Source organism: Parasphingorhabdus sp. (assembly GCF_036964675.1).
Lineage (GTDB): Bacteria > Pseudomonadota > Alphaproteobacteria > Sphingomonadales > Sphingomonadaceae > Parasphingorhabdus.
Genome location: NZ_JBALTF010000039.1, coordinates 1 through 25,771, shown reverse-complemented (window position 1 = coordinate 25,771; position 25,771 = coordinate 1). Strand labels below are relative to the sequence as shown.

Genomic DNA, 25,771 nt, shown 5'->3' with positions numbered 1-25,771 from the left:
TTACGTCACTGCGATGATACCAAAACATTCTCCTATTTTAATAACCCAATCTGTCTATCGATCGCTGACGGGGGACAATGAAGATCTTGATCCGAAAAATCCATCGCGATATCTGCTCGAATCCTTGAAACTGAATGATGCGGCCGATCACGTTCAGCTCCGCCTTGTCGACAGGACCACCAGAGAGGTCGTCTGGTCGAGCAGAATTGATATGACGAGCAACCAAGAACGGGAGGCCGATCTGGAAAGGGCAGTGATTGATATTGCGGGTCCCTACGGTAAAATTGCCCAGCACGAGTTGACCAAATATCGTGCCGATTTTACCCCGGGCTACCCGTGCCTGCTTCAGTTTCATCAATATCTGCGTTACCGCGATCCCGCGCTTTTGGAGCCCGTTTTAAAATGTATGGATGCCTCTGCCAAACAATTTCCCCATGATTCCTATTTGATGAGCATGCTGGCGATTGCGAAAAATATTTCGCGACAATTTGGCCTTTCCGATGCAATTGATGGTTCGCGCGAGGATTTCGCGATGAGGGCCGCGAAAGTTGACAATGATAGCGCCTCGGCCACATTTGCGGTGGCGCAGAGCGCATTTTTTGAAGGCGATTGTCGCAGAGGCTTGTCATGGGGTGAGCGTGCTGTCAGCCTCAATCCGCTAAATTCCCGAATCATGGGCTATCTGGGCATTTATATGTTGGCCTGCGATATGCCGGAGGGCGAAGCCTATTCGATAAGAGCCATGCAAATGGATGCCAACGCGGATTTGGTGGTCGCAGCCACGGTGGCAATTCAAAAACTGCGGCGCGGAGATGCCAAAGGCGCTCAGGAAATGTCATTAAAATATATGGATTCCATACCGGGTGCGGCGCTGGGACTAGAGATAAGCTATATTTTGTCGTCGGCGATGCTGGGAGAAAAAGAGGAGGCGCGAAAAGCCTGGCGGCTTTTGGCCGAGCGTTCCGGTTTCCCGGAAACCGCAGAACCGACCGACGTGCTGGGCAGGTGGATCGCCGATCCGAATCTTGTGCGCCAACTGGCGGCGGATTTTAAAAAAGCCCAGCTTTACTAGCGGATCTGAGGACAAGTTTTTCTCCGGCATTGATAGCTTGGGCTTGGGTCACAGGCTCAGTCCTGTTGTGTTGGTCGACAGTTGCTCAAATCGGAACAGCATATCCTGGGCTAACGGCAATCAAATCTCCGGCAAAATTTGGCTATTCTTGCAGGATATTAGCTCTAGAAAATCAAATGTCCTGACCAACAGTCGACAGGATAGCGGCTAATTAACCTGAACTCCAAAGCAATGCGGAACTTCAGTATTTTCACTTAAGGAACACCACGGATTCAGCTGGAAATTAGGAAATATTATTCTGCCATACATGGAGCAAAAATGATTCGAAGCTCGCGCTGAGGGAGAGGTGATGAACAAAAAATTCAATGTTCCAGTTGAATCCGAATCGCCACGGTGGCGGTTTTGAACGGGCGACAAAATTACCGAATGGAATTGGCTCGGAGAAAATCAGTGCCGACATGAAGAATGGGTTGTTAGTAGCCTATATTCGAAAAAGTGCCAAAGACATTCAAAAGAAACGCAAATTCCGATTCACGCCAGCTAAAGGAGCGTGACAGGATAGCGGGCCACAGCTTTCTTCCTCCCCGCGCCCCAACTGAGGAAAGACAGGGTGGCCCGCGATTTTGGCTGACACGATAAACGAGCAGAAAGTAGAAGCAGGCTGATGAGCGATACAGCAATTCTTCTGGCGACCGATCTGTCGGCGCGTTGCGATCGACCGCTCGACCGGGCTTTGATGCTGGCACAGCAATGGCGAACGAAATTAATCCTGCTCCATATTCTGGAATCTGGTCAGGCGAAAGATCCCACAATCAAAATTCGCGATATCGAGGAGAAAATGGGCCGGGAATTGCCCAAGGCCAAGGTGGATGTCGAAATTTCGGTCAAGGTCGGCGATGTTGCCGCAGCCATCATTGAAACGGCAAGGACAAAAAAATGCAACCTGATCATCACCGGGGTGGCGCGTTTTGATAGTATCGGCGACATCATTCTGGGTGGCCCTGTTGACCACCTGATCAGAAATGGTTCTGTACCGGTGCTGATGGTAAAATGCCGACCTAAACTTGCTTATAAAAATATCCTTGTCGGCACCGATTTTTCGGATTGTGCGTTGCAGGCATTGAACACGGCTGCCCAACTATTCCCGGACTCCCAGCTTCATCTGGTTCACGCCTATCACGAACCCCATAGTGCGTGGTTGAGTTCCGAACAGGTTGCGCAGGATGTGAAGGCCAAAGAACAGGCGGCATTGTCCCGTTTTCTGGCCAAACCTCAAATCGCCGATACGATTTTCGAACGACTGAATGGATCGGTCGAGAAGGGTGATCTGGGTCCCGTTCTGGCTCGGAAGATCACCGCCACCAAATCTGATCTTGTGGTTTTGGGTAGCCATGGTCGCAGCGGGTTTCCCCGGACAACATTGGGCAGCAATGCGCAACATGTCCTGGGATGGGTTAGCGAGGATGTGTTGATGGTCTGCGAACGGAAATAATCCTAGTATATTATACGCTTTCCAGCGCCCGTTTGAGCGCGGCCAGCATTTTTTCCCGATCCTGATTTGTCGGCTGTGCGGATAATTTTTCTTCAACCTCTTGGCGCAACGCCGCGAGTTTGGAAATCCAGTCACGCGAAGCGGTCAGGTCGGTGGCGTCAGGGCGGCCAGCAGACATTAGGGTTGCTAGCTTGGCTTTATGCAACTCCCAAGTTTCACCTAGTGCCGGAATGATTGTGGCTGGCATGTCCGGGATCGCTCCTACGGTCTCTGCGAGACTCGCAAGCGCGCTCTGTTCTCCGTGGACGAGAAAGAGCGATCCACTGATCGGTGTGCGGTCCTTGATCCATTCCACCAGTCCGCTACGGTCGGCATGGTTGGAATAGCCGTCAAGCATGGCAACCTGCGCTTTCACTATTACATCATTGCCGGAAATGCGCACGCGCTTCGCGCCATCCCTAAGCACAGACCCCAATGTCCCGGCGACCTGAAAGCCTGATAACAACAGCCGGGATTGTCGGTTGGGAAGGTTACGGATCAGATGATGCCTTATCCGGCCGCCTTCGCACATGCCCGATCCCGCGATGATCACAATCCCGGTCATGCGATTAAGCTTCTTGGATTCCGCCGTATTCTGGATGAACCGGATATTGGTCCGCTTCAACATGTCGGTTCCGCTATCGCGGTAGCGCATGACCGCCATGGTAACTTTCTGGGCCAGCGGGGAATCAAGAAACACATTTACCGGGGCGAGACGCCTGGACTCAAACAATGCATCAAAATCTTCGAGTATGGCCTGCGTACGTTCCAGCGCAAAAGCCGGGATCAGCACATTGCCACCCGCTGCGATCACTTCCTCGACATGCCGCGCCAGCGTCTCGCGGCGCTCGCTGACAAGTATAAGCTCGCGATCTCGATCGCCATAAGTGGACTCGCAGATCACATGGTCATAGCCACCGATTTCCGAAGCGGTACAATTGATCGATCGGCCAGGCCCGACATCGCCGGAGAACAGCAACCGCTGGCCAGCGATATTGATTTCGATCGATGCCGACCCGACGATATGTCGCGCATCCCAGAACCGAAAAGATACACCATTGTCGAGCTGGTTTTCGTCGCAATAGGAGACCTTACGGACATTCTTGTGCAGCTTCGCAATATCCTTGCCATCATAAAGCGGTGTGAAGGGCGGCAATCCTGCCCGGTCGGCCCGGCGGTTTCTGCGCTCGACATCTGCAGCCTGCAACTTGGCCGCATCCTGCAAAAGCGGTTTGATAATATCAGCGCTTGGCGCCGTGCAATAGGTTTTGGCCTTGCATCCACTGGCATAGAGATAAGCCAGCCTTCCGCTATGATCGAGATGCGCATGGGTTAACAGCACCGCATCAATTATTTTCGGGTCAAAGGGCAGCTTTTCATGATTTAGCGCTTCGAGCGAACGTGTGCCCTGGAACATTCCGCAATCGACCAATATCGTCTGGCCCGCACCTTTTACTTCAAAACAGGAACCAGTGACCGTTCCCGCAGCACCGTGAAATTTTATAGTTACTCCACTCATTTAACTCTTCCTCTCGGAATTCATTTCTCCAAGATCAGTGCGCGACCACCAGCGGTACCGGGCAATCCTGAAAAAGGCTTCTCGTTACGCCGCCGAACAAAAACTCGCGAGCCCGGCTGTGGCCATAGGCACCCATCACCATGTAACTTGCCTTCAGTGTATCGACGGTGGATAGCAGGACTGCCTGCACGGAGGATCTGTCGGCTGCAAGATCGTGAATCTTCGACTTTATTCCATGTCTGGATAGATATTCGGATGCGTCCAGAGGCGGCAGGTCGTGGTCCTTGTCTTCCTCGACGACGACGATGTGAACATCGCTAGCCAGCTTGAGCAGAGGCACTGTTGCGCGAAGGGCATTTCCTGACTCAAAACTGCCATTCCAGGCGACCACCACCGGGCCGGCGGCCTCGAATTTCTGGACGCTGTCCGGCTGGACGACAACCGGAACATTGGTGTTGAAAATCACGTCACCCAAAATGCCGAGGGGCAGGGTGTTGTCTTTCACACCGCTACACGAACTGAGCACCATCAGGTCGGTCAACGCCGAGTTTCGTGACAGCCCTCTGGCGGCTTCCGCATTGGCTTCTTGATAATCCCACGGCACGTCTTCGCCAGCCAGCCGTTTTTCGATTTCCGCCTTCAGCAGTGTATCGGCTTCCTGCGCATATTTGCTGATGTCGTACATGACCGACATGCCGGTAACGCCGTCGAAAGCCATTTGTGGCCTGTAGGGATTGGGGCGCAGGCAATGAAGATGCCCCTCCAGCGCACGGGTGAGATCCAGTGCTGCCTGATACCGGGCATCGAGTCCGGAATCGTCATTCACATAAAGAAGCACGGATTTCATATTGTCTCTCCCAGTTTGAAAATATTCCCCGCGAAGTCGTCCGGAAAACCAGCTTGTCCGTCTGAAATCATTCGCAACATCAATGTTTTTAGGGATGCAGGAAACGCTATCGGCAAGCCATCCGTAGAGTTACCTAGTCGCGGTATGAAATTCCTCCCCGAGGTATAAATGGCGTACGATCTTGTCGTCCAGCATAGCGCCTGGCGTGCCGTTAAATACGATCCGGCCTTCGTGCAGGACATAGACTCTGTCCAGCAGATCGATCATCTCCCGCACGTTCTGATCGGTAATCAATATGCCAACATCATGGCTTTCCAAATTTGCTATCATCGCCTTGATATCTCTGACCGAAAGCGGGTCAATTCCGGCAAAGGGCTCGTCGAACAGCATGATTGTAGGATTTGCTGCCATTGCACGGGCAATTTCACAACGGCGTCTTTCGCCGCCCGACAGGGCACGCGCCGGAACATGGCGGACATAATCAATATGAAATTCATCCAGAAGACTATCCAGCTTCTGCGCTCTTGAAGCCGGATCTCGTTCGAACAGTTCGAGTACGGTCATTATATTTTGTTCTACTGTCAAGCCGCGGAAAATAGAGGATTCTTGCGGCAAATATCCGAGGCCGCGAAGGGCGCGTTGGTCCAGAGGCAGTTTGGTTATATCGTCACCATCGAGAAAAATATGGCCGGAGTTTACCCGCAACAATCCGAGTATCGAATAGAAGGTAACAGTCTTGCCTGCGCCGTCGCGGCCGAGCAATCCGACAACCTCTGCCGGCCGGACTTCGATCGAAACATCTCGCAGGACCATTTTTTTGCCAAATTTCTTGTTGATCGAAACCACCGAAAGACCGGTGTTTTCCAGCGCCGCTGGTTCCACGAAATGCGGCAAAGTCGGAAGAATGATATGCTTCAATGATCGCATCGCCCTGATCGGAAACCTAGCACGTTAAAAGTCAATTGGCCGCAACAATATCAGGGAGTTTACGTATATTCCGATCGCTGCGCGCTGACCTAGTCATCGTTCATGATCAATGTCCTGAAAGCCGGAATTTTCTATTTCCTTGGCGTATTTGCGATGGGATTCATGCTGGGCGCATTGCGCAGCTTCTTTCTGGTGTCTTACACGGGACCAGTGATGGCGGTTCTGATCGAGATTCCGCTGATGCTGATTTTTGCCTGGTATCTCTGCCTGTTGCTGACCAGAAAATTGGAAATCCCGTCTGACATATATGGACGGTTGCTGATGGGGACTGTCGCATTTGCCTGTCTGCTGACGGGCGAGATTCTGATTGCAGTGCTGTTGCAAGCGGGGCGGGTGACCGATTTTTTCCTGACATTTGATTTGCCGGAAAATCGTATTGGTCTTGGCGCTCAAATTGCTTTTGCGCTGTTTCCAGCAATTCAGGGCTATGGTCAGGCAAAGGCCAATCGATAAGACCTGACGGCGTTTCGACCCCTGTTTAGCCGGCGGTCAATCGCAGGCGAGCCGTTCTCACAATCCGTTGGCCAGTTCATCCCGGAACTTGGGATGCGCCAGACCAATCAGCGCATCGGCACGCTGGTTTAGCGATTTTCCTTTAAGATCGGTCCAGCCATATTCGGTCACCACGATATGCGTGTCGTTGCGCGGGGTTGTTACCGGCCCGTCCAACCTGGGGACCACGCGCGAAACAGTGCCGTTGCGAGCCGTGGACTGGCAGGCGATGATCGATTTGCCGCCTTTTGACGCGGTCGCGCCGCGGACAAAGTCGAGCTGACCGCCCGAGCCGCTATATTGATGGCCCATCAGATGTTCCGAATTGCATGCGCCACCAAGATCGATCTGCAGTGTCGCATTGACCGACACGACATTCTTGTTTTTCGCAATATGCCTAGGGTCATTGACGATATTCACCGGGGCGCTGTGGATTGCCGGATTGTCATCGAGAAAATCGTAAAATGCCTTGTCGCCCATGGCGAAGGTGAAGACGCTAAGGCCCCGATAGGTGGTCTTGGCCTGATTGGTGACCGCGCCACATTGAATGAGGCCAGCCAGGGCAGGGGTCATCAACTCTGTATGGATGCCGAGATCGCGGCGATCTTGCAGCAAGGCGCAAACCGCGCCGGGAAGCGCGCCAATGCCCATTTGCAGACAGGCTCTGTCGTCGATCATGTCAGCGATGTTGGCAGCAACCTTTGCTTCTTCCGGGGACGTATCGGGTGCGTGAACCTCGGTCAGCGGCATGCGATTTTCAACAATCGCATCGACTTCCGAAATATGCAGCAGAGAGGCGCCGAACACGCGTGGCATATTCGGGTTGACCTCGACCACCAGTTTTTTTGCGCTGCGCGCGGCGGCGGTGGAATAGTCGTTGCTGGTGCCAAAGGTGAACCAGCCATGCTTGTCCATCGGCGACACGGTCGTCACAAAAAGGTCGAGAGAGACCTGCTCCGCAAATAGCTGGGGGGAATCGCTAAAGGCGACCGGGACAAATTCGATCGGGCTTTTCGTGCCGGACTCCTGCGCGCTGAGCAATTTCCGTTCAATGGCACTGAGAAACATGCAGCGCGGGCGGATACGGCCGAGCAGGTCAGGCCGCAATACCGTCTCACCGGCATGATCCATTGAATGAAAATACCATAGCTTGAGATCGTCTACGGTGCCATTTTCTGCCATATCGGCCAGCGCGCCGAGCAATGCTGGCGGCTCCGCAGTCGCCATGCCCATCGCAATATGCGATCCGGATTTTAATCCTTGCATCGCCTGAGCGGCGGTCATGATCCGGGAGCGATATTCGTCAATATGCGTCATTGCCAATGCCTCGGGTGGAAGGAAAGCTTGTGGAAAGGTCAGTCAGAGACAGACCGGATAAATGCTGTCGGAGTCAAGAGGCAGCACCAGTCTTTCCTGTTCTGGTGACGCAACGTTGATGCTGCTGGAATTTGATCTTACGACCCATCCTCCCGCAATCTGATACGGGTTCCGTCTTGTATCTTTTCGCTAGGGTGGAGAATGACTTCTTCACCCGCTTTGAGGCCTGCCAATATTTGTGCACGCTCGTCATTCATCCGGCCAATCTTGACCGGCACCAGTCCTGCCTTGCCGTCGCGTTTGACAAAGACCGACCACTGGCCCTTGTCCCTGAACAGAGCGCTGATCGGTGCCTGCACAACATCCTTTCCTTGCCATTCGACAACCTTGACGATGACCCGATAGCCATGGCCGAGACGCTGTCGTGCGGCTAGCGGATCGGCGAAATCAATGATGACATTCACCCGCTGTTCTTCCACGCCCAGTGCCGAAATCTTGGTGAAGCCAAACGGCTCGATCCGTTGCACCTTGCCGGTGAGTGGTTTGTCGCCACCCCAATTCTCGATCAATACCCGGCTGCCCGGCTTGATTTTTACCGCATCGCTGGAGAGCAGGTCGGTGACAATTTCTATGTCTGCCGGATTTCCAATCTCGACGACTGGCGTACCGGCGCTAATCGGTGTTTCGCTTTCATGGGTAAGGCGCAGCACCGATCCGCTTTCCGGGGAATATACCGACAGGATTTCGCCCCCAGTGGTGTTGGTGGATGGGGCCATCAATCGTGCCCGCGTCGCGCGGAGTTCGAACCGGGCTGATTCCGCTGCGCCGCGCGCTTCAGTCAATCGGGCAGCGCTGCTGTCGCGTGCAGCACGGGCCGCATCCTGTGCCGTCTTGGTGGCGAAACCGCGTCCGTACAGCGCATCGATCCGTGCGAAATTGGCAGCAGCCAATTTGCGGTCCGCCTCAGCCTGAGCGATCCGGGCTGCCGAAGATTGTATGGCGGCTTCAAGCGATTGTATCTGGGCCCGTGTTTCTGCCTCGTTGCGCGCATTGAGAAAATCCGGCTGCGCAGGCAAGATCCGGGCCACGACCGTTTTACCGGCGAACACGGAATCCCCGGCATCAAGATTGATCCGCATCAACCGGCCATTGATCGGTGCTGATATGACAAACATGTCGCGGACCCGGGTTTCGCCCTCATCGTTGATCGTCACCAGCATCGGTCCCTTGGTCGCCGCTGCGACGTCCACATCAATCGGCGGAGAGCGCAAGGCAAAAAACATCGCGAGTGCCAGAACGACGAAGATAAGGCCGATCAAGAGCCGCGGGCCGAGCCGGTTGAGATGTTTTGTCGCCATCGCCTTACTCCCTGGTTTTCAATACAGTGACGAGATTGAGCCGGTCCAGTCGCGAACGCACAAACAGGGCTGAAATTGCGGCAGTCAGCAGAACAACCAAGATCGCGAACGCCACCGTAGCGGCGGAAAGCCCGAACGGGATGATGAACAGGTCACCGCCGATGGTCTCGCTGAGATATTTCGATAGCAAATAGCCGAAAAATATGCCGATGGGCAGGCCGGCAATAACCAGTAGCGCCAATTCGCCGAGCAGGATGTATGATACCTCGCCCCGACGATAGCCCAGCACCCGGAGCGACACGAGATCGCGCGCCCGTTCGGCCAGGTTGATCCGGGCATTATTATACACCACCCCAAACACGATCAGCGCCGAAAATGCCGTGTTGAAAACCTGAATGATGCCCATGGTTTCTCCGATCGAGTCATTAATCCCGCGCAGCGCTGCATCCCGCCCGGAAAATCCGGCAATGCCCGGCATGTTCTTCAATCGCCGATATACCGCATCGATCTGCGCCGGATCGACGCTGATAAAGGCGCCGGATGATAAAGGTGCTTCGCGCAGCAACGGTCCGATCAGTTCAAAGTCTATATAGGCCGGGCTAGCCACAGGGCTACGCAATATGCGGGTGACCGGTAGGGTGAAACCGGGTCGCTTGCCATTGGTCACCTGGATATGGAGCGGATCGCCCGGCTGCAGATCCAGTTCGTTGGACAGGCCTTGTGAAATCATCACTCCGCGCACGGGCGGCGCTATCAGGCCAATATCCATATCGACCAGCCGGTTCAGATCACCGCCGGGTTTCATGCCGGTCAGACTCTCCGATTTTGACCGTGTCCCGGATGTCAGTTTGGCCGGAACATAGCGAACGGGCTCGACCCGCATCACTCCCGGTATTCGCTGCAGCTCAAAAATGGCGCGCTCGTCCCGGGGCTCGGCGAATATGATATTCATGTCCGATCGGTTGGCCTGATTGAACAATAGGTCGATCATCAGGCCAACATTGTCGGTAGTTCCCGCAGAGGTTATATAGAGCCCCAGCGCGGCTCCAACCCCCAGCGACCCGAGCATGGAGCGCAAGGGCCGGCGAACGATGCCACGCAAGATAATCCTGGTCGGTTCGTCCAGTTTTTTAAGCTTGGCTATCAGCCGCGCGACGCCGCCTGAATAATTGGGCGGGATCGGCGGTCGCATGGCTTCCGCAGCGGTCAGCTTGCCAATCCGCCGGACGGTCTGTGCTGCGCCGAGCATCACCACCGCCACCGCGACAAAACAGGATGCCAGGATGACGTCGGCCCCGGCGCGGTAGGTCAGGACTGGAAATACGAAAAACTCCTGATAAATCCCGGCCAGACCGCGGCCCATCCAGCTGCCAAAAATCAATCCAAGGATCAGGCCGGGGAAGGACAGCACCAATGCCAGCTTGGTATAATGCCAGACTATCTTGCGGTTTCGATAGCCAAATGCAGTGAGCAACCCGATAATCTCACGTTCCGATTCGACCAGTCTGGTCAGCACAATATTGATCAGGAAAGCCGCGACCCCGAGAAAAATCGGTGGCAATATGGCGGTCATCGATTGCAATTCTCTAAGTTCGTTGGACAGAAAACGATCCGACAGCTGTTCGGATCTGGGGATCGCCCCGGTACCGCCATAAGGCTCCAGCAGAATATCGAGCCGGTCAATCACCTTGCGCGCATTGGCACCGCGCTCCAGCCGGATCAGGACCTCGTTATAGGCGTTGGTTGAATTGAGCGCGGCCGCGAGATGTTCCTCGCCCATCCACAATATGCCGAAGCGGCGATTGTCCGGGAAAATCTGCCCCGGGCCAAGCGCATAGACATATTCCGGAGACAGCGCGGTGCCGACGACGCGCAGTGCTGTTTTTTTGCCATAGAGGACGGCGTCGATACTGTCCCCCGGAGCAACGCGCGCCGCCTCGCTGAATTTCTCGTTGATGAGTACTTCCTCCGGCCGGGCAGGATCGGGTATCCGGCCACTTCGCAAAACCAACGCATTAACCCTAGGCATCCCGGAAGGTGGCAGAGAGTGCACCTTGGCAGTGATCGGTTCGGAGATTCCCGGTACATCAAGCGTCGCCCCGGCGGTCAGCCGTCCCTCGACAATGCTGACGCCCTCGATAGCCCGGACATCATCCACCAGTCGGGAGGGAAAGCGCTTCGCCGATCCGACGATATCGGCAAATCGGTAGTGGTCATAATAAGTGTCGCGACTGGCCTCGAGCGACCGGATCATGCCTACGGACATGACCACCATTCCGATGCCTGCCGCGATTACCAGCGCGATCGCCAGCGCCTGCGTGCGCAGCCGCCAGATGTCGCGCAACAATTTGCGGTCGAGCGAGTCCAGCCATGCGGGGAGCACTACCATTTGAGCTCTGCTGGTGCGACGCGGTTAGGGTTTTTGCGATCCTCGACCAGCGCACCATCGGCAAAGCGCAGCAGCCGGTCGGCCATATCGGCGATCACCACATTATGGGTGATCAGCAGCGTTGTCGTGCCGAGTTCGCGATTGACCTGATCCAGCGCCTCCAGCACTTTCACGCCGGTCTGGCTGTCGAGCGCGCCGGTGGGTTCATCGCACAGCATCACCTTGGGCCGCTTCGCAATGGCGCGGGCAATGGCCACCCGCTGCTGTTCGCCGCCGGACAATTGGGACGGGAAGTGATCGAGGCGATTGCCCAGACCAACCATTTCCAGTGCTTCCTGGGGCGTCATCGGATCTTCCGCAATTTCGGTGATCAGCGCGACATTCTCGCGCGCCGTCAGCGACGCGACCAGATTGTAAAACTGGAACACGAAACTGACCGAATTGCGGCGATATTCGGTTAGCTGGGATGGTCCCAGTGCGGTGAGTTCCCTGCCTTCGAAAAACACCTGACCGGCAGTAGCATCATCCAGTCCGCCGATAATGTTGAGAAAGGTTGATTTCCCCGATCCGCTAGCCCCGAGCAGAACGACCATCGCCGATTTCGGCAGATCAAGGTCCACGCCGCGCAGCGCGTGGACGGCGGTCGGGCCTTCACCGTAGACTTTTGTCAGGCCCCGAACAGAATAAAGCGCGTCGTTGTCTTGATCATATTTCTGAACGGTTGCCGGCGGGCCCATCAGGCTTCATGTTTGGCGAGCATTTTTGCGAGTGCTTCTGCATCATCTGATCCAAAATCTTTCGGAATTTCGGCAAGCAATTGCGCGCTTGTTTCGGTGTTCAGATGTTTCCGGATAACGCCCAGTGCGCGCGGCGCGGCAACCAAGACAACGCCCGCTTTTTTTTCTGCCACAATTTTCTCGATTCTTTGGGCCACATCGATTGCGAACCGGTCCTCTTCCTGTTGCTGCAAATCGGTCAGTTCATAGGCTCCGCGGCTTGGAGACTTGCTTTGAAAGCTCCGCCCCGGCTTGTCCGTACCGAGCTCTGAAGTGCGCAGCGATGGATTTTTATGTTCCTCGATGAGTTCCAGCACCGGTGCAAAGGCTTCTCCGACATTTACGAACATGGCCATGCGTGAACCATCAACCGCGATAACCTTGCTATCTTTACGCACCAGCATTCTACTCTCCCGTTGTGTTAATTTCCTGCAGGCTTTCTAGGATGGGCGGAGTTCATGGGCGATAGGTATTGTTACTGATCCAGTGATATCAGGGGGTCAGGACGGCAGCGCCTTTGAGGCTGCCTTGGCGAAGCCTCCGCAAAGCTTCATTTGCATCGGTCAGTTTGAAAATTTCGACCGTGGGTGTGATTCCCGACCTGTCCGCTGCATCGAGAAACTCGGTTCCGTCGGTTCGTGTAAGATTGGCTACAGAAAGGATGGCCCGCTCACCCCATAGATCAGCATAAGGAAAGCTGGGGATATCGCTCATGTGGATACCGGCACAGATTACGCGACCGCCCTTGCGAACTGCCTTCAGGGCTGCAGGAACCAGCGAACCCACCGGTGCAAAGATGATCGCGGCATCCAATAGGACAGGGGGTTGCGTGTCGGAACCGCCCGCCCAGATACATCCCAGTTCCCGAGCGAAATTCTGCCCGGCAATATCGTCCGACTTGGTGAACGCATAAACCTCCCGGCCTTGCCAGACGGCGATTTGCGTCAGGATATGCGCGGCGGCGCCAAAGCCGTAGAAGCCGATTTTTCTGGCTTCGCCGGCCATGCGCAGCGCCCGCCATCCGATCAGCCCGGCACAGAGCAGCGGCGCGGCTTCCGCATCTGAAAAACGGGGCGGGATCGGAAAACAAAATTGGGCATTGGCGACAATATAGTCTGCATATCCACCGTCCCTTGTGCAGCCGGTAAATTCGGGTCGATCGCACAGATTCTCCTGTTCGGTCAGACAAAAGGGGCACGCACCGCAACTATGTCCTAGCCAGGGGACGCCGACCCGGTCACCGACGGTGAAGCCGTCAACCTCGGCTCCCATGGCCAGAATTTTCCCCACTACTTCATGACCCGGCACGATCGGATAACGGGCCTCGGGGATTTCGCCATCAAGGATATGCAGGTCGGTCCGGCAAACGCCACAAGCCAGAACCGCGATCAGCATTTCATCCGGCTGGATCGCCGGCATTTGTCGCTCGACCAAGCTGAGCCGAGCACCGGGCCGATCGAGTTGCATCGCTTGAAATGTTCTGGGCAGATCCATCATTGTCCTGAGGTGATTGGGTCGGGATTTCCGACAATATCCTAGACTAAGCCTGCAGGCTGAAAACCCGTAACTATCCCTATCCGGGCAGCGGGCCTTACGAATAATTACGTAACGACAAAGAGCCGGCAGGCTCCGAAAATGGCGCTTGATCAGCCGCTATAGCAAATCCGATGTGATCACCGCAGGGAATGGAATCATTATGACCAGAAAGCCCGACCAGGAGCCATGTTATATTCGCTGGCTCGCCGAAATTAACATGGGCGATCTGGCGGAAGTCGGCGGAAAAAACGCGTCGCTGGGCGAACTGGCGAACGCCCTTTCCGGCAGCATTAAAGTGCCCGAGAGCTTCGCCGTAACGGCGCAGGCTTACCGCGATCTGCTGAGCAGCAATGACCTCTGGCCGGATATGGATCATATCCTCAGCCAGACCGACTGGAATGACCTGGAAATGGCTGGGCCGATGTCAGGCCGGCTCCGCGAGCTTGTTGCCACGGCGTCCCTCCCCGACGGGTTGGAGCACGTCATTCGAGAAGCTTATCGTGTCCTGTGCAGGGATCATGGCCGCAACTCCGCCGTCGCCGTGCGCAGCAGCGCTACGGCAGAAGATTTGCCGGATGCGTCCTTTGCCGGACAACATGAGACATTTCTTAATGTTCGAGGTGCCGATGCGCTTGTCGAGGCCGTGCGCAAATGCTTTGCATCCCTGTTCACACAGCGCGCTATTTCCTACCGGATAAACAATGGCTTTGCTCACCGTGATGTGGCGCTTTCGGTCGGTGTTCAGCGCATGATACGGGCAGACAAGGCATCGTCCGGAGTCATTTTTACCCTCGATACCGAAAGCGGAAATCAGGGTGTGGTGATGATCAGCAGCCTGTGGGGGCTGGGCGAAGCGATCGTCCAGGGGGTCGCCGACCCTGACGAGTTTCTGGTCCACAAGCCTACGCTGAAACTGGGCTTTGATCAGGTCATCCGGCATCGGATTGGCGGCAAGGAGACGAAGCTTGTCTATGCGCGCGGTAACAGCGGAGAAGCGACTTTGTGGCGCAAGGTTCCGGTTGCCGACCGGTCCAGGCCAAGCCTGACCGACCCGGAAATCCTTGCGCTGGCCAAGCAGGCGGTCACAATTGAGGCACATTACAGCAAATTGCACGGGCGTCCGACGCCGATGGACATTGAATGGGCCAAGGACGGGCCGGATGGCGCGCTCTATATTGTGCAGGCGCGACCGGAAACGATACACGCGTCCGCCGACACAGGCTTGCTAACCCAATATAGTCTGAACGGAGCGGCCAGAGTGATTGCGGAAGGTCAGGCGGTCGGTGACCGGATTGGCTCCGGCCCCGTCCGCATCATACAAAGCGCCGAGGATCTTGAGCAGGTGACCGCCGGGGACATCATCATCGCTGAAGCGACCACCCCGGACTGGGAGCCAGCGATGAAGCGGGCGGCGGCGATCGTCACCGAACATGGCGGACGGACCTGCCATGCGGCAATCGTCGCACGGGAACTCGGCATACCTGTTGTCGTCGGCGTGTCCGGAATGCGCAGTCTGGTTGCGGACGGTCAGGATATTACCGTCGATTGTTCGGGAGGCATGACCGGACGTATCCTCGAGGGCAAAGTGCCATTTTCGATCGACACGGTTGATGTGAGCGCGCTGGATACAGCGGACGTCGAACTGATGGTCAATATTGCCAATCCCTCGGCGGCGTTCAAAGCCGCCAAACTTCCTGTTGCAGGCGTCGGTCTGACGCGGATGGAGTTTATCATTGCCCATGAGATCAAGGCGCATCCGATGGCCTTGCTGCAACCGGAGCGCGTGAGAGATCCAAAGGTAAAGCGTCAACTGGACAAGCTGACGACCGGATATTCCGACGGTGCAGACTATTTCGTCACTCGTCTGGCCGAGGGTATTGCCACGATCGCCGCCGCCTTTTATCCGCGTCCGGTGATCGTCAGAACATCGGACTTCAAGAGCAATGAATATGCCTCACTGCTCGGCGGGATCGATTTCGAGGAAAAAGAGAATAATCCGATGATCGGATTTCGGGGTGCGGCGCGTTATATTCATCCGGCCTATCAGATGGCTTTTGAACTGGAATGCCAGGCGCTTCAGCGTGTCCGCGATGTCATGGGTCTGTCCAACGTGATTGTCATGATTCCGTTTTGCAGACGGTTGGAGGAGGCGCGCAAGGTCATTGCCGTGATGGCAGATAGCGGCCTGAAACAGGGCCGGAATGGCCTGCAAATATATATGATGTGCGAGATTCCAAGCAATGTCGTGCTGATCGACAAATTCGCGAAACTGTTTGATGGTATTTCGATTGGTTCCAATGATCTGACCCAGCTGGTTCTGGGAGTGGACCGGGACTCCGAAATTCTCGCAAGTGATTTTGATGAGGAAGATGAGGCGGTGACATTGATGATCGAACGGGCGATTGCCGGTGCGCACCGAGCCGGGGTGAAATGCGGGATATGCGGTCAGGCTCCATCGGACCGGCCGGGTTTCGCGGACTGGCTGGTTGAAAAGCAAATCGACAGCATCAGCCTGAGTCCGGACAGCGTTTTGGGAGTGATGCAAAGACTTTCAGCGCGCGGTAAAACCGATCGGTAGATCTTTGTTCACCCAGCATATCGGCAAAGGCCATCCGCCAGTGCGAGCGAATTTGTTCAACTTACAATGCAGGCAGGAGCAGCCCTGATGTCAGCAGGCTCGTCGTCTATGCTTTGTCTGCATAGAGCAGGCGGCCCGGACCCAGTTTTTCCAAAATTATTCCCAGATCGCTCTCGGAAAAGGCAAAACAGCCCTGACTGCGTCCGAGTTTACCGTGTGCGTCAATCATATCCGGTTCCGCATACCAAGCGCCGTGGATCACGATCGCGCGCGGCTCGGCCATGTCATTGCTGGGGTCGAGGCCTTTCAGGCGCCGGGATGTACCGTGCTTCCCGACATAAGTCTCGCTTGTCATATAGCTGCCGCCCGAAGATGCTTCGGATCCCGGCACATTGGAAAATTCCTGCAGCCAGCCAGTATGCCTGAGATCCGAGCCCTTGCCATGCGCAACCAGAAAGGACTGGGTCGTCCCGTTGGCCAGGTCGACAATATGAAAACGCTCCTTGGCGCTATGCAGCGAATAGTCGGCAATTCCGATCCTGTCGGTGTGCAATAAGGATGATTCATGAGTCGCCAATGCCGCCTTGGCGCGGTCGATCAAAGTGGGCGGACCGGGCGGCGGCGTGATCTTCGGACGTGCCGGCAATGGCGTCGCAATCTTGCTGGCGGCCTGTAACCGAGAACCAATGCCATAAGCGGCACCGGTGATGCCCAGCAGACCGGCGGTGATAAAATTTCTTCTTTTCATGCTTCGCCTATAGCAGATTTTTCCTGTACCCAGGATTAAGTATCTATACTTATTGCCCGGCCTGCAAATAGACTGAAGAGGGAGCAGATGAGAATATTTTTAGCAATTCTGGGCGGGTTCCTGTTTTCAGCCTCTGCCGCAGCACAGACCGAAGATCACACTGAAAACCATCTGATCTGGACCGAATCACAAATAACACAATTGCAGCAATTGGTGGATGCGCGCGCATCCGAGGGTCTGGAAAGCTGTCCCATTACCAATTTTAGCCAGCCGAACTCCGCCAGCGATCCCTATCGCCGATCGCGCCTCGCTTCGGTCGCAGCGAACGAGTTGATGATGGCTTATCTCGAGGGATGTTCTCCGGCATCGGTTCGGGCGAAATGGCGGATCAGTTCCGATGACCGCTATATTGATACGCAACAATTGCTGCTGAAGGCACTGGTTGGCAATGACCTTGCCTCATATTTTGACGCGCTGCGGCCACGCAATCCCCATTATCGGGCGCTGCGCGAAGCCTATGCCAGCGAAACGGATGAAGAGAAACGCGCCATATTGGCGGTGAATCTGGAACGATGGCGCTGGATGCGGCTGGTGATGGGTGAAAAATATCTGCTGGTGAACTCTGCCAGTTTCGAGGTGACTCTGTGGGAAAATGACACAAAGGTCAAAACTTGGCCGAACATCGTTGGCAAGACCAAGTCGCCGACGCCGATTTTTGAAGCCACGGTGAGCGGTGTGATTCTGAACCCCTGGTGGGAAATTCCGACATCAATCGTCGCGGAGAGCATTGGAGCGCTGGTGCGCAACCATCCGGCAACGGCGCGGCGAAAAGGGTATGTCGTTCAAAATGGTCGCTACCGGCAGCGTCCCGGACCAGGTAATGCGCTCGGACAGATGAAACTGGTGATGCCAAACCCCTATAGCGTCTATTTGCATGACACGCCGAACAAGAACCTGTTTTCTGAACCCGTACGGACCTTCAGCCATGGCTGTGTCCGGGTCGGCGGTGCCATTGATCTGGCGAAAACATTGCTTGAGGGATCGGCGACGGAACAGCAGGTTGACGATATATTGGCCAGCCGGAAAACCACAAAATTGACGCTGACAAAGGCGATCCCGATCTACATCGCCTATTTTACAGCAGAAGGAGCGGAAGATGGAACCGTCCGTTATTTTCCTGACGTCTACAAAAGGGATCGTCTGGAACTCGCTCAGAATGATGCGTCCACCACCTGTGCCGTATAGACATATTCGGTGACCAGCCCGGAAAAAGCGTTTCCGGAAGATTTCGGCCGACTGCATCCAAGGTCAAGTTGATTGCCAGTGTCGCTGCAGTTTTGGTGCTCTGCTATTTTAACGCCGCTCCGTTTGTACCCGCGATAGTCTGGTCGATCATGTTGAGGTTGCTATTCACGCCGCTTCAGGTTCGTCTCGAAACAATGGTGCGTTCGCCCAGCCTTTCCGCCTGCCTTCACCATTTTTCTGGGGCTTCATCATGGGATTGTTCGCAATCGTACCCTTTCTCGGCGCGTTTGTGATCTGGGTGCCGACGGCGATCATTCTTGCCATCGGTGGCGATCTGTTATCAGCGGTAATATTGGTGGCATGGGGCACGGTTGCCGTCGGGCTGATCGATAATGTCATCTACCCCATTCTGGTGGGTCGCCGTCTGCGTCTCCATTCGGCGGTTTCATTCGTCGCGATACTCGGAGGACAGACGCTGTGCGGACCCTTGGGATTGTTCGCGGGCCGGTTATTGTTGACGTGTCACAAAGCCTGCTGTTGATCGCGCGTCAGCGGATGACAGAGGCTGGCCAGGTTAATGGGTGAGAGGCGTGTCAGTGGCGTCTTTGTCAGGGACGTTTCTCCCATATTTTTCCCTGAAGCCTTGGCGCTGCCATTGTCGCGGTTTTGACCCCGGGCAGACTATCTCCTTAATAAGTTGACATTTTCTGCTTAACAAATCAGACGGGGACGATTGCTATTGTGCGGCGAAGATCCGCTCATGGAGCGCATATAACAATAACAGTGGGTTTGCTCTGGTTCGCTTTGGCACCGGGCATTGAAATTTTATTTGCGTAGCGCTGCCGAATTTTTCGGCTATATTATTATTTCCTTTGGGGAAGGGGGCAATATGAATTTTGACCGCAAGACAATTATAGCCGGACTATTTGGTCTCGTCGCCTTGGTGTTTTCGTTTAGCTTCATTCTGCCTGCTGCAGTGCAAGCCAATAGCAATTATGCATCGGCGACTGGCTATGCCTGCGATTCCTGTCATGTTCAGGGCGTCGCGCCTAACGGGGCCAGCCTGAATGGTTTTGGTCAGAAATATGCACAATGCGGATATCAACTGAACTGCGCCCTCAATCAGCAACCCCCGCAAGTTGTCCAGCAGCAAGCTCCGCAAAACTATGGATACTCCGGGCAGTCGCAAGGAAATTACAGACCGCAAGGCGCGCCAGCAAGTTTCAACCATAGCTTTATCTGGTTGGTGAAACTTACCGATTCTACTGGCAAGTCGGGCGAACTGATCTGGACATTTCGGCCAAATTCCAACCAGGTTGATGTGGTCTGGTATGTTGATGGCAATTATCTTGAAGATGTGATGACCTACGAAGGATATCGCAACGGTGTTGCAAGCTTCTACAGCCCGCGGTTGCAAACGCGGTTCTCCGGCACCCCGACCGCCGATGGAAATCATATATATGAAGGCACGGTTGCTGGGCCAGATGCTGGTCCGACTGACCGATGGACCGCATCGATTTTTTAAAATCGGAGGGCCGTAATATTGAGATGTTGATAGCAGAACAGGACAGGCGAAAATGAAAAAAGCACCAAAACTCTTGACCATCACAATAGCTGGATCAGCACTGGCTTTCGCATTTAGTCTCAGCTTTGTCAGGCCTGCACCGGTGGCAGCCAATGTCAGTTTCGCGAGGGATACAGGCTTGTCTTGCTCTGCTTGTCATTCAACCCCGTCCAATCCGACCAAACAGCAGCTCACCAGGGTCGGTGTCGGCTTCCAATCATGCCTCTATAATCCGAACCCTGGTACCATGGATTGCAACCGACAGGCAGGTGCGGATTCTCGTGCCTTTGCGGGATCGCCCAACGCTTCGGGTTATGGACAGAATGCCGCACCGGTCTACCCCCAGAATCCCAATGCGGGCTATCCTCCGACCACTGGCCAGGGATATCCCCCACAAGGCCAGGGCATCGTTCCCGCCGCGCCGCCGAAGAAAAGCAATGGTGTGCGTGATTTCCTGCTCGGCTTGCTGGGTGCGGGAGCCGCTCCGGCAACCACATCCCAATCGCCTGGCTACCAGACTACGACACCGCGTTCCGGTCCCACCCAGACCGGCTATAACCCCAACCAAAACTGGGCGATTGTCGAGCGTTTGGCAAATGGTGTGTTGCTCGATGCGGTATGGCAAAAACGCCCCGGAACCACCGCTTACGATGCCGTTTATATCGACAGCCGCAACCAATCTCAAACCACGGACACGGTCTTTTATCAAGGCACAAGCAACGGGCAGATCAGTTTTCGCCGTCAAGGCACCGGCACAATCTACACCGGCAGGCTGGCACCGAATGGTCAGATGGTGATGGGGGGGACAACCAATAAAAGCCCGAACTATCTGACCTGGACGGGGGCAGCGTTCAACAAATAATTCGGCGATGGCGATTATCGACTTTCCGCTATTCTGCCGGAGACGGTCCTTGAGATGGTGGAATGATGAAAATACTGGTCAGCGGGAGTGATGCCGCATCTATCGTCCTCGCTAGCGTAGCGGCTCAAGCTGGATACTCAATCTATGATGCTCAATATGCTTCGCCCTGCGAGAACATCCACTTATTGCGCTAGCTGGCGTGTCTGCATGACATCCTGACTGGTTCCAGATAGTTCGACGGGAACGACATGGACTGCGCTTTGAGCACGGCGATCAATCAGTGCCGGAACACGGGAAACATCTTGTCCGAGCGGCCGGCTCTGCCTGATCCGGTTGACCTGGAAATGAATATATTGGAATGCGAGTTTCGCGCTGATGACGCCAGTCCCGACATGGGGCGTTAAATAAGCAGCGACGGCACCCGGTGCCGATGAACCGGTTTATGGTAAGAGCGTTTCTATAACGACGTCCGTCTCAAGCCCCGGGATCAATTGGATGCACCCGCCAAGAGACTTGTTGGTTAGCGACCCAATGCCCGTTCGACAAAATAGGAATTTCCATTGGTCATTTTCAAAGCCACGGTCCATTTTGCATCTGCAACGCTGCCCAAATTCCATATTCTGGCCAAAGCGACAGCATCATCATAATCATAGCCTGTATCTTGCCAAGTGCAGGCATTATTCGCTGCGCGGCTGTCTCGCAGGATAAGGGGAATATCGTCGCTGATGCCGTTTAATATCTTGTTGCCGATGATTGTTTTGCCTTCCGAAACACCCTGATTCCAGAGCATGCCGACCATTTTTGCATCGCAAAAATTATATCCGGACCAAGCATATGCATCAAATGCCTGATCAACAGAATATTGTGCAAAGGCCGGAGACGGCAGCGCGATGGTGGACAGAGCTGTGGTGAAAAGCAAACCTGCGGCAAGGCATTTGGATCGCGTATTCTTTCTATATTTCAGCAATTTAAATCCCCCGTTTCTGAAGCATGATTTCTATTATTCCAAAGGTCCAATTGCCAATCTATTTCGTGCAGCGATTTGCTGTTGCCAGTGCTGCGTGGTTGATGCGGAACAGGGCAGCTGTTCCAATAATATAGGCAATGTTTCGGGTAATATTTCGTGTTGCCCGGCGGAAGAGCAGCACCACGCCAACACTGCTTCAAACAGGCTGGTAGCCCGCAGGATTTGATTGGAGTCCAATGTGGCTGGCAAAACCCTGACTTCAAACGTGTGTTTCAGTTTGTTATCATTTGCGATATTTAGCAGATTATAATCACAATATTTTGACAGCGACAGAGCCGCCATTGCTTCTCTGGCCGCAGGCCAGTGCAGCGCTTGAAATTTTTCACTGGCGGTCATTTCCAGGAGCGAATCCGGCCAGGATCCCAACCGGACACAATCTGCATTCACACCCACCAGCTGCTTCAATTCTGCACCAAATCTCGAGAATGTTGAAACCAGCTTGGCGATAACGGGAGCGGAGCAAAGGGCGGTGGCATCGAAATGCACATGAGTTGCGCCCTCGACCGGAACAGCGAAATTTTGCACCCTGGCTTCATCGAGTAATAGTGACAGTTTTCCGTGGTGGCCCGTTACGATGGGAGCCGTGACAATTTCGCAAGGTCGTTCGCGTTCGCCAGGCAAGGGCGCGCAGATGGCGACCGAAACGCCGCGATCATCCACCGCGCGGTACATGCCCGATTCATGGGGTAAAAGCTCCGTACCGAAAAGCTCAGTCAGCGGTTTTAGCACATCTTCAGCGGAAAGGGCTGCCTCGCAATGGCGGATGACCAAACGCAAGAGGCGGGCATCGTCAGCGATAATCCGATACCAGCCCGGCTTTGCCGCTGTCTGTTTTTTGAAGTCAGCCTGAAGAGTGAGATCATCGACAAAACTGGCAATATTCTGACCGTCGGCATCGAGCCAATGAAAACCCAATGTCAGATTTTCAAAAGTGGGTCGTCCGGGAACCTTGCTTGGTTCCGATTGCGGATGGAAGAATCGTTGAACCCTTCCATGGTGCTTGTGGGCCAGAGTGCGGGCGAGACTTTCTCGTGATTTGCCGAGCGGAGCTATCAGTTCGACCTCAAAGCCGGTTTTCCAGTTCACCTCAATGACCATATCAACCGTTGCCTAGCGCTTTGGGTCGACGCGCCGAGCAACGCAGCCGTGCGAAAAAAATGATAAGATATGGGCGGGCGTCTAAGATCAAGATTGGTTCACCATCTACTATTATCCCGGCATTAAGCAGCTGAATGGAGGTCACAGGGATATCTTTTTGCCTGTCTTCAGCTTGACCGATTAGCACGATAAAGCAATTGAATAATAATGTTTGATGCCGAGCTTGCCGTTGATCTGGATTGACGGGCAAACGGATTGTTTGACAATATTGAGTTTCTCGACGGCGGCATAGGTTGGGACCGACAAGGCACCAATTTGGTCCGACCATATAATGAACCGCCTAGCATGCATAACAACAGTTCCACTATTCGCTACCAACTCTACTTGCAGCCGCCAAAGCTTATGATAAGACACTGCAATGAGCGGTTTTCCTTTTAGTGCAATTGTCGGTCAGGAAGAGATGAAGCTGGCGCTGCTGGTGGCAGCGGTGGATGCCCGTATTGGCGGCGTGATGATCTTCGGCGATCGCGGGACGGGCAAATCAACGGCTGCAAGGGCGCTGGCCGCCACGCTGCCGCCGATCAGGGCGGTGGATTGCTGCCAGCGCATCTTGGCTATCTCAAAACATATTTCGGTCCAAGGCATCTCCGGCCGATGCTGGTCATTTCAACGCTGGCTATCATCGCTCTGGCTGGCTATTTCGCCTGGTTCGCAGTAACAGCATCTACCGCGCACGAAACCGTGCAGGCCGGGCTGCTCTGCTGCCTGTCCTTGCTGGCAGCACTGGAACATTTTTTTCTCGCGATACCGTTTCGCGATTCCCGTCTCTGGCAATGGGCCCTGGGCGAACCAACAGAACGCAAAGAAATTTGAAAAGGGAGTTTGGGCATGGATTTTGAGGCATTTTTTAGTAGCGAACTGGATGCTGTCCGCGAAGAGGGCCGCTATCGGGTGTTCACCGAGATCGAACGCAAGGCCGGTTCCTATCCCCATGCCACCCGCTATGTCGAAGACGGCACAACCGAAGTCACCGTTTGGTGCTCGAACGATTATCTTGGCATGGGCCAGCATCCCAAGGTTGCCGAGGCAATGCACCGGGTGATCGACGAATGCGGCGCCGGGGCAGGGGGAACGCGCAATATTTCGGGTACCAACCATCATCATGTCCTGCTCGAAAATGAATTGGCCGATCTGCATCATAAGGAAGATGCGCTGATTTTCACGTCCGGCTATGTTTCCAACTGGGCGGCGCTCGGCACTTTGGCATCGCGCATCCCAAATTGCGTGGTGCTATCGGATGCCCTCAATCATGCCTCGATGATCGAAGGGATCAGACACAGCCGCGCAAAATGCGTTGTTTTCGAGCATAATTCACCGGAAGATCTGGATCGCAAGCTGAGCGCGCTCGATCCCGACCTACCCAAGCTGGTCGCTTTCGAAAGCGTCTATTCGATGGATGGCGATATCGCGCCGATCGCAGAAATTCTCGATGTCTGTGAGAAACATGGTGCGATGAGCTATATTGATGAAGTCCATGCTGTCGGTCTCTATGGTCCGCGCGGCGGCGGCGTGGCGGAGCAGGAAGGCCTGATGGACCGGATCACGGTCATCGAAGGCACGCTCGGCAAAGCCTTTGGCGTGATGGGCGGCTATATCGCTGCATCCAAAGACCTGTGCGACTATATCCGCACATTCGCCAGCGGCTTCATCTTCACCACGGCAATCCCGCCAGCGGTTGCCGCCGGTGCCTGTGCCAGCATCAAGCATCTCAAGCAAAGCAATGTCGAGCGCGACATGCAAAAGGAACGCGTCGCAAAGGTACGCGGTGCGCTCGATCGCATGGGGATCCCCCACCTGCCGAACCCAAGCCATATCATTCCGGTGATGGTGGGTGATGCGCATAAGTGCAAATTCATCAGCGACTGGCTGATGGACAATCACGGCATTTATGTGCAGCCAATCAACTATCCGACGGTGCCGCGCGGGACAGAGCGGCTGCGGATCACGCCCTCACCAGTGCATAGCGACGGCGACATCGACCGATTGATCACCGCGCTCACTGAAATCTGGTCGCAATGCGAATTGGCGCGGCGGGAGATGGCTGCGTAAGGTCGAAGCAACTTTCAAAAAAAAGGCCGGGAAATCCCCGGCCTTTTTTTGTCTGGTCTCGGTCTGGATCAGCTGGGATTTTTCAAATAGGCAATGGCATCGGCGCGTTTTGGTTGCCAAGGCTGAGCGCAGCAAAAGGCTTGCTGAACTTCGTCATCTTGAGGCACTATCATTCAGGTTAGGCTTAGCTACGGGGTCTTGGTGGAGGGGCAGGGGCATTGTCACATTAACTTGGTCAAGACGCAAGATTGGTTTTGGTTTTATGATCAGGCATTCAGGGCCGCAGCTTTCCAACCGCTGAACGCACCAGCTCGTAATTTCTTGAACAAGGGTCGATTGATAAGATGGCGTTGAAGGTCGAAATGGTTGTAGGTTGAAGCGTGGACGTTGAGGAAGCGTTGGGCAGATCCTGGAGATTTGAACCGCTGCATCTTTCGCTCCCGCCTTCGCACTGGCTGGTGAGCGTTTTCTGCTCGGTTGTTGGCGCGTTTGTTGTCGATATGTTCAGCCGTAAGGCGCAGCTCTCGAAACGCTGCATGATATGATCGCAGCTTGTCTGTGACGATTAAGGTGGGCGACATCTTCTGTTTCTTGAGAAGGCTCTTCATGAGCTTTTTTGCGGCTTTGGTATTGCGACGGGATTGAACAAGAAAGTCCAGGACCGTTCCTTCATTGTCGACGGCTCGCCATAGCCAATGCCGCTTTCCGCAAATGAC

Annotated in this window: 24 protein-coding genes and 1 pseudogene; 12 read left to right on the top strand and 13 right to left on the bottom strand. The window is 54.7% G+C overall.

Annotated elements, in window-relative coordinates:
* The 3 genes from V7665_RS08485 to V7665_RS08480 form a co-directional block, all read left to right on the top strand.
* A partial coding sequence (locus V7665_RS08485) for a hypothetical protein (protein WP_335664100.1) occupies positions 1 to 1,072 on the top strand: 1,072 nt, incomplete at its 5' end.
* Between the two features lie 365 nt (positions 1,073 to 1,437).
* Entirely contained in the window at positions 1,438 to 1,626 is a 189-nt protein-coding gene (locus V7665_RS13935; protein WP_442955202.1) for an Hsp20 family protein, read from the top strand.
* A 110-nt stretch (positions 1,627 to 1,736) separates the two neighbouring features.
* Positions 1,737 to 2,564: a universal stress protein gene (locus tag V7665_RS08480; RefSeq protein ID WP_335664099.1), complete on the top strand. Its 828-nt coding sequence runs from the start codon at positions 1,737 to 1,739 to the stop codon at positions 2,562 to 2,564.
* A 10-nt stretch (positions 2,565 to 2,574) separates the two neighbouring features.
* Here V7665_RS08480 and V7665_RS08475 read toward each other — a convergent pair whose 3' ends face one another.
* From V7665_RS08475 to lptB, 3 genes are all read right to left on the bottom strand, one after another.
* Positions 2,575 to 4,122, bottom strand: a complete 1,548-nt coding sequence (locus V7665_RS08475) for an MBL fold metallo-hydrolase (protein ID WP_335664098.1) — start codon at positions 4,120 to 4,122, stop codon at positions 2,575 to 2,577.
* 34 nt (positions 4,123 to 4,156) lie between these two features.
* On the bottom strand, positions 4,157 to 4,969 hold the full coding sequence (locus V7665_RS08470) for a universal stress protein (protein ID WP_335664097.1): 813 nt from the start codon (positions 4,967 to 4,969) through the stop codon (positions 4,157 to 4,159).
* Positions 4,970 to 5,098: 129 nt separating this feature from the next.
* Positions 5,099 to 5,887: an LPS export ABC transporter ATP-binding protein gene (gene lptB / locus V7665_RS08465; protein ID WP_335664096.1), complete on the bottom strand. Its 789-nt coding sequence runs from the start codon at positions 5,885 to 5,887 to the stop codon at positions 5,099 to 5,101.
* A gap of 111 nt (positions 5,888 to 5,998) precedes the next feature.
* Between lptB and V7665_RS08460 the strand changes: the two genes are divergently transcribed.
* Complete coding sequence (locus V7665_RS08460; protein WP_335664095.1) at positions 5,999 to 6,409, top strand: hypothetical protein; 411 nt, start codon at positions 5,999 to 6,001, stop codon at positions 6,407 to 6,409.
* 57 nt (positions 6,410 to 6,466) lie between these two features.
* Here V7665_RS08460 and V7665_RS08455 read toward each other — a convergent pair whose 3' ends face one another.
* The 6 genes from V7665_RS08455 to V7665_RS08430 form a co-directional block, all read right to left on the bottom strand.
* Positions 6,467 to 7,765, bottom strand: a complete 1,299-nt coding sequence (locus V7665_RS08455; protein WP_335664094.1) for an acetyl-CoA hydrolase/transferase family protein — start codon at positions 7,763 to 7,765, stop codon at positions 6,467 to 6,469.
* Positions 7,766 to 7,902: 137 nt separating this feature from the next.
* The gene (locus tag V7665_RS08450) at positions 7,903 to 9,123 is read right to left on the bottom strand and encodes an efflux RND transporter periplasmic adaptor subunit (protein ID WP_335664093.1); all 1,221 of its coding nucleotides are present in this window, start codon (positions 9,121 to 9,123) and stop codon (positions 7,903 to 7,905) included.
* Positions 9,124 to 9,127: 4 nt separating this feature from the next.
* Complete coding sequence (locus V7665_RS08445) at positions 9,128 to 11,512, bottom strand: ABC transporter permease (protein WP_335664092.1); 2,385 nt, start codon at positions 11,510 to 11,512, stop codon at positions 9,128 to 9,130.
* The gene (locus V7665_RS08440) at positions 11,506 to 12,249 is read right to left on the bottom strand and encodes an ABC transporter ATP-binding protein (RefSeq protein WP_335664091.1); all 744 of its coding nucleotides are present in this window, start codon (positions 12,247 to 12,249) and stop codon (positions 11,506 to 11,508) included. Before V7665_RS08440 ends, V7665_RS08445 begins: the two co-directional genes overlap by 7 nt.
* The gene (locus V7665_RS08435) at positions 12,249 to 12,692 is read right to left on the bottom strand and encodes a host attachment protein (RefSeq protein WP_335664090.1); all 444 of its coding nucleotides are present in this window, start codon (positions 12,690 to 12,692) and stop codon (positions 12,249 to 12,251) included. Before V7665_RS08435 ends, V7665_RS08440 begins: the two co-directional genes overlap by 1 nt.
* Before the next feature lie 88 nt (positions 12,693 to 12,780).
* Positions 12,781 to 13,785 (bottom strand): zinc-dependent alcohol dehydrogenase family protein, encoded by a 1,005-nt coding sequence (locus V7665_RS08430; RefSeq protein ID WP_442955201.1) that lies wholly within the window; start codon positions 13,783 to 13,785, stop codon positions 12,781 to 12,783.
* A gap of 199 nt (positions 13,786 to 13,984) precedes the next feature.
* Between V7665_RS08430 and ppsA the strand changes: the two genes are divergently transcribed.
* Complete coding sequence (gene ppsA, locus V7665_RS08425) at positions 13,985 to 16,402, top strand: phosphoenolpyruvate synthase (RefSeq protein WP_335664089.1); 2,418 nt, start codon at positions 13,985 to 13,987, stop codon at positions 16,400 to 16,402.
* Positions 16,403 to 16,508: 106 nt separating this feature from the next.
* Here ppsA and V7665_RS08420 read toward each other — a convergent pair whose 3' ends face one another.
* Positions 16,509 to 17,150: a murein L,D-transpeptidase catalytic domain family protein gene (locus V7665_RS08420; protein ID WP_335664088.1), complete on the bottom strand. Its 642-nt coding sequence runs from the start codon at positions 17,148 to 17,150 to the stop codon at positions 16,509 to 16,511.
* Between the two features lie 87 nt (positions 17,151 to 17,237).
* Here V7665_RS08420 and V7665_RS08415 point away from each other — a divergent pair, with 87 nt between their 5' ends.
* The 4 genes from V7665_RS08415 to V7665_RS08400 all read left to right on the top strand — a co-directional run bounded on the left by V7665_RS08415 (position 17,238) and on the right by V7665_RS08400 (position 20,821).
* Entirely contained in the window at positions 17,238 to 18,395 is a 1,158-nt protein-coding gene (locus V7665_RS08415; RefSeq protein WP_335664087.1) for a L,D-transpeptidase family protein, read from the top strand.
* A 139-nt stretch (positions 18,396 to 18,534) separates the two neighbouring features.
* Entirely contained in the window at positions 18,535 to 18,936 is a 402-nt protein-coding gene (locus V7665_RS08410; RefSeq protein WP_335664101.1) for an AI-2E family transporter, read from the top strand.
* Between the two features lie 276 nt (positions 18,937 to 19,212).
* A complete protein-coding gene (locus tag V7665_RS08405) occupies positions 19,213 to 19,920 on the top strand; it encodes a hypothetical protein (RefSeq protein WP_335664086.1) in 708 nt (235 codons plus the stop codon).
* Positions 19,921 to 19,972: 52 nt separating this feature from the next.
* The gene (locus V7665_RS08400) at positions 19,973 to 20,821 is read left to right on the top strand and encodes a hypothetical protein (RefSeq protein ID WP_335664085.1); all 849 of its coding nucleotides are present in this window, start codon (positions 19,973 to 19,975) and stop codon (positions 20,819 to 20,821) included.
* 520 nt (positions 20,822 to 21,341) lie between these two features.
* Here the strand turns inward: V7665_RS08400 and V7665_RS08395 are convergent.
* A complete protein-coding gene (locus tag V7665_RS08395; protein ID WP_335664084.1) occupies positions 21,342 to 21,788 on the bottom strand; it encodes a hypothetical protein in 447 nt (148 codons plus the stop codon).
* A 33-nt stretch (positions 21,789 to 21,821) separates the two neighbouring features.
* A complete protein-coding gene (locus tag V7665_RS08390) occupies positions 21,822 to 22,934 on the bottom strand; it encodes an amidoligase family protein (protein ID WP_335664083.1) in 1,113 nt (370 codons plus the stop codon).
* Between the two features lie 430 nt (positions 22,935 to 23,364).
* Between V7665_RS08390 and V7665_RS13930 the strand changes: the two are divergent.
* The 3 genes and pseudogenes from V7665_RS13930 to hemA all read left to right on the top strand — a co-directional run.
* Positions 23,365 to 23,535: pseudogene (locus V7665_RS13930) on the top strand (ATP-binding protein); the annotation flags it as partial.
* Positions 23,536 to 23,600: 65 nt separating this feature from the next.
* On the top strand, positions 23,601 to 23,819 hold the full coding sequence (locus V7665_RS13925; RefSeq protein WP_442955200.1) for a DUF3623 family protein: 219 nt from the start codon (positions 23,601 to 23,603) through the stop codon (positions 23,817 to 23,819).
* A gap of 15 nt (positions 23,820 to 23,834) precedes the next feature.
* Positions 23,835 to 25,055, top strand: coding sequence for a 5-aminolevulinate synthase (hemA, locus tag V7665_RS08380; RefSeq protein ID WP_335664081.1), 1,221 nt, complete (start codon positions 23,835 to 23,837; stop codon positions 25,053 to 25,055).
* A gap of 266 nt (positions 25,056 to 25,321) precedes the next feature.
* On the opposite strand, the gene V7665_RS08375 is transcribed toward hemA, so the two are convergent.
* Positions 25,322 to 25,771 (bottom strand): IS6 family transposase (locus tag V7665_RS08375; protein ID WP_335664080.1); only part of this gene is annotated, 450 nt, incomplete at its 5' end.

Bases quoted from the DNA above. Each gene is read 5' to 3' on its own strand.
- V7665_RS13935 (WP_442955202.1), top strand. From the start codon at position 1,438: ATGTTCCAGTTGAATCCGAATCGCCACGGTGGCGGTTTTGAACGGGCG.
- V7665_RS08480 (WP_335664099.1), top strand. From the start codon at position 1,737: ATGAGCGATACAGCAATTCTTCTGGCGACCGATCTGTCGGCGCGTTGC.
- V7665_RS08475 (WP_335664098.1), bottom strand. From the start codon at position 4,122: ATGAGTGGAGTAACTATAAAATTTCACGGTGCTGCGGGAACGGTCACT.
- V7665_RS08470 (WP_335664097.1), bottom strand. From the start codon at position 4,969: ATGAAATCCGTGCTTCTTTATGTGAATGACGATTCCGGACTCGATGCC.
- V7665_RS08460 (WP_335664095.1), top strand. From the start codon at position 5,999: ATGATCAATGTCCTGAAAGCCGGAATTTTCTATTTCCTTGGCGTATTT.
- V7665_RS08455 (WP_335664094.1), bottom strand. From the start codon at position 7,765: ATGACGCATATTGACGAATATCGCTCCCGGATCATGACCGCCGCTCAG.
- V7665_RS08450 (WP_335664093.1), bottom strand. From the start codon at position 9,123: ATGGCGACAAAACATCTCAACCGGCTCGGCCCGCGGCTCTTGATCGGC.
- V7665_RS08445 (WP_335664092.1), bottom strand. From the start codon at position 11,512: ATGGTAGTGCTCCCCGCATGGCTGGACTCGCTCGACCGCAAATTGTTG.
- V7665_RS08440 (WP_335664091.1), bottom strand. From the start codon at position 12,249: ATGGGCCCGCCGGCAACCGTTCAGAAATATGATCAAGACAACGACGCG.
- V7665_RS08435 (WP_335664090.1), bottom strand. From the start codon at position 12,692: ATGCTGGTGCGTAAAGATAGCAAGGTTATCGCGGTTGATGGTTCACGC.
- V7665_RS08430 (WP_442955201.1), bottom strand. From the start codon at position 13,785: ATGATGGATCTGCCCAGAACATTTCAAGCGATGCAACTCGATCGGCCC.
- ppsA (WP_335664089.1), top strand. From the start codon at position 13,985: ATGACCAGAAAGCCCGACCAGGAGCCATGTTATATTCGCTGGCTCGCC.
- V7665_RS08420 (WP_335664088.1), bottom strand. From the start codon at position 17,150: ATGAAAAGAAGAAATTTTATCACCGCCGGTCTGCTGGGCATCACCGGT.
- V7665_RS08415 (WP_335664087.1), top strand. From the start codon at position 17,238: ATGAGAATATTTTTAGCAATTCTGGGCGGGTTCCTGTTTTCAGCCTCT.
- V7665_RS08400 (WP_335664085.1), top strand. From the start codon at position 19,973: ATGAAAAAAGCACCAAAACTCTTGACCATCACAATAGCTGGATCAGCA.
- V7665_RS13925 (WP_442955200.1), top strand. From the start codon at position 23,601: ATGCTGGTCATTTCAACGCTGGCTATCATCGCTCTGGCTGGCTATTTC.
- hemA (WP_335664081.1), top strand. From the start codon at position 23,835: ATGGATTTTGAGGCATTTTTTAGTAGCGAACTGGATGCTGTCCGCGAA.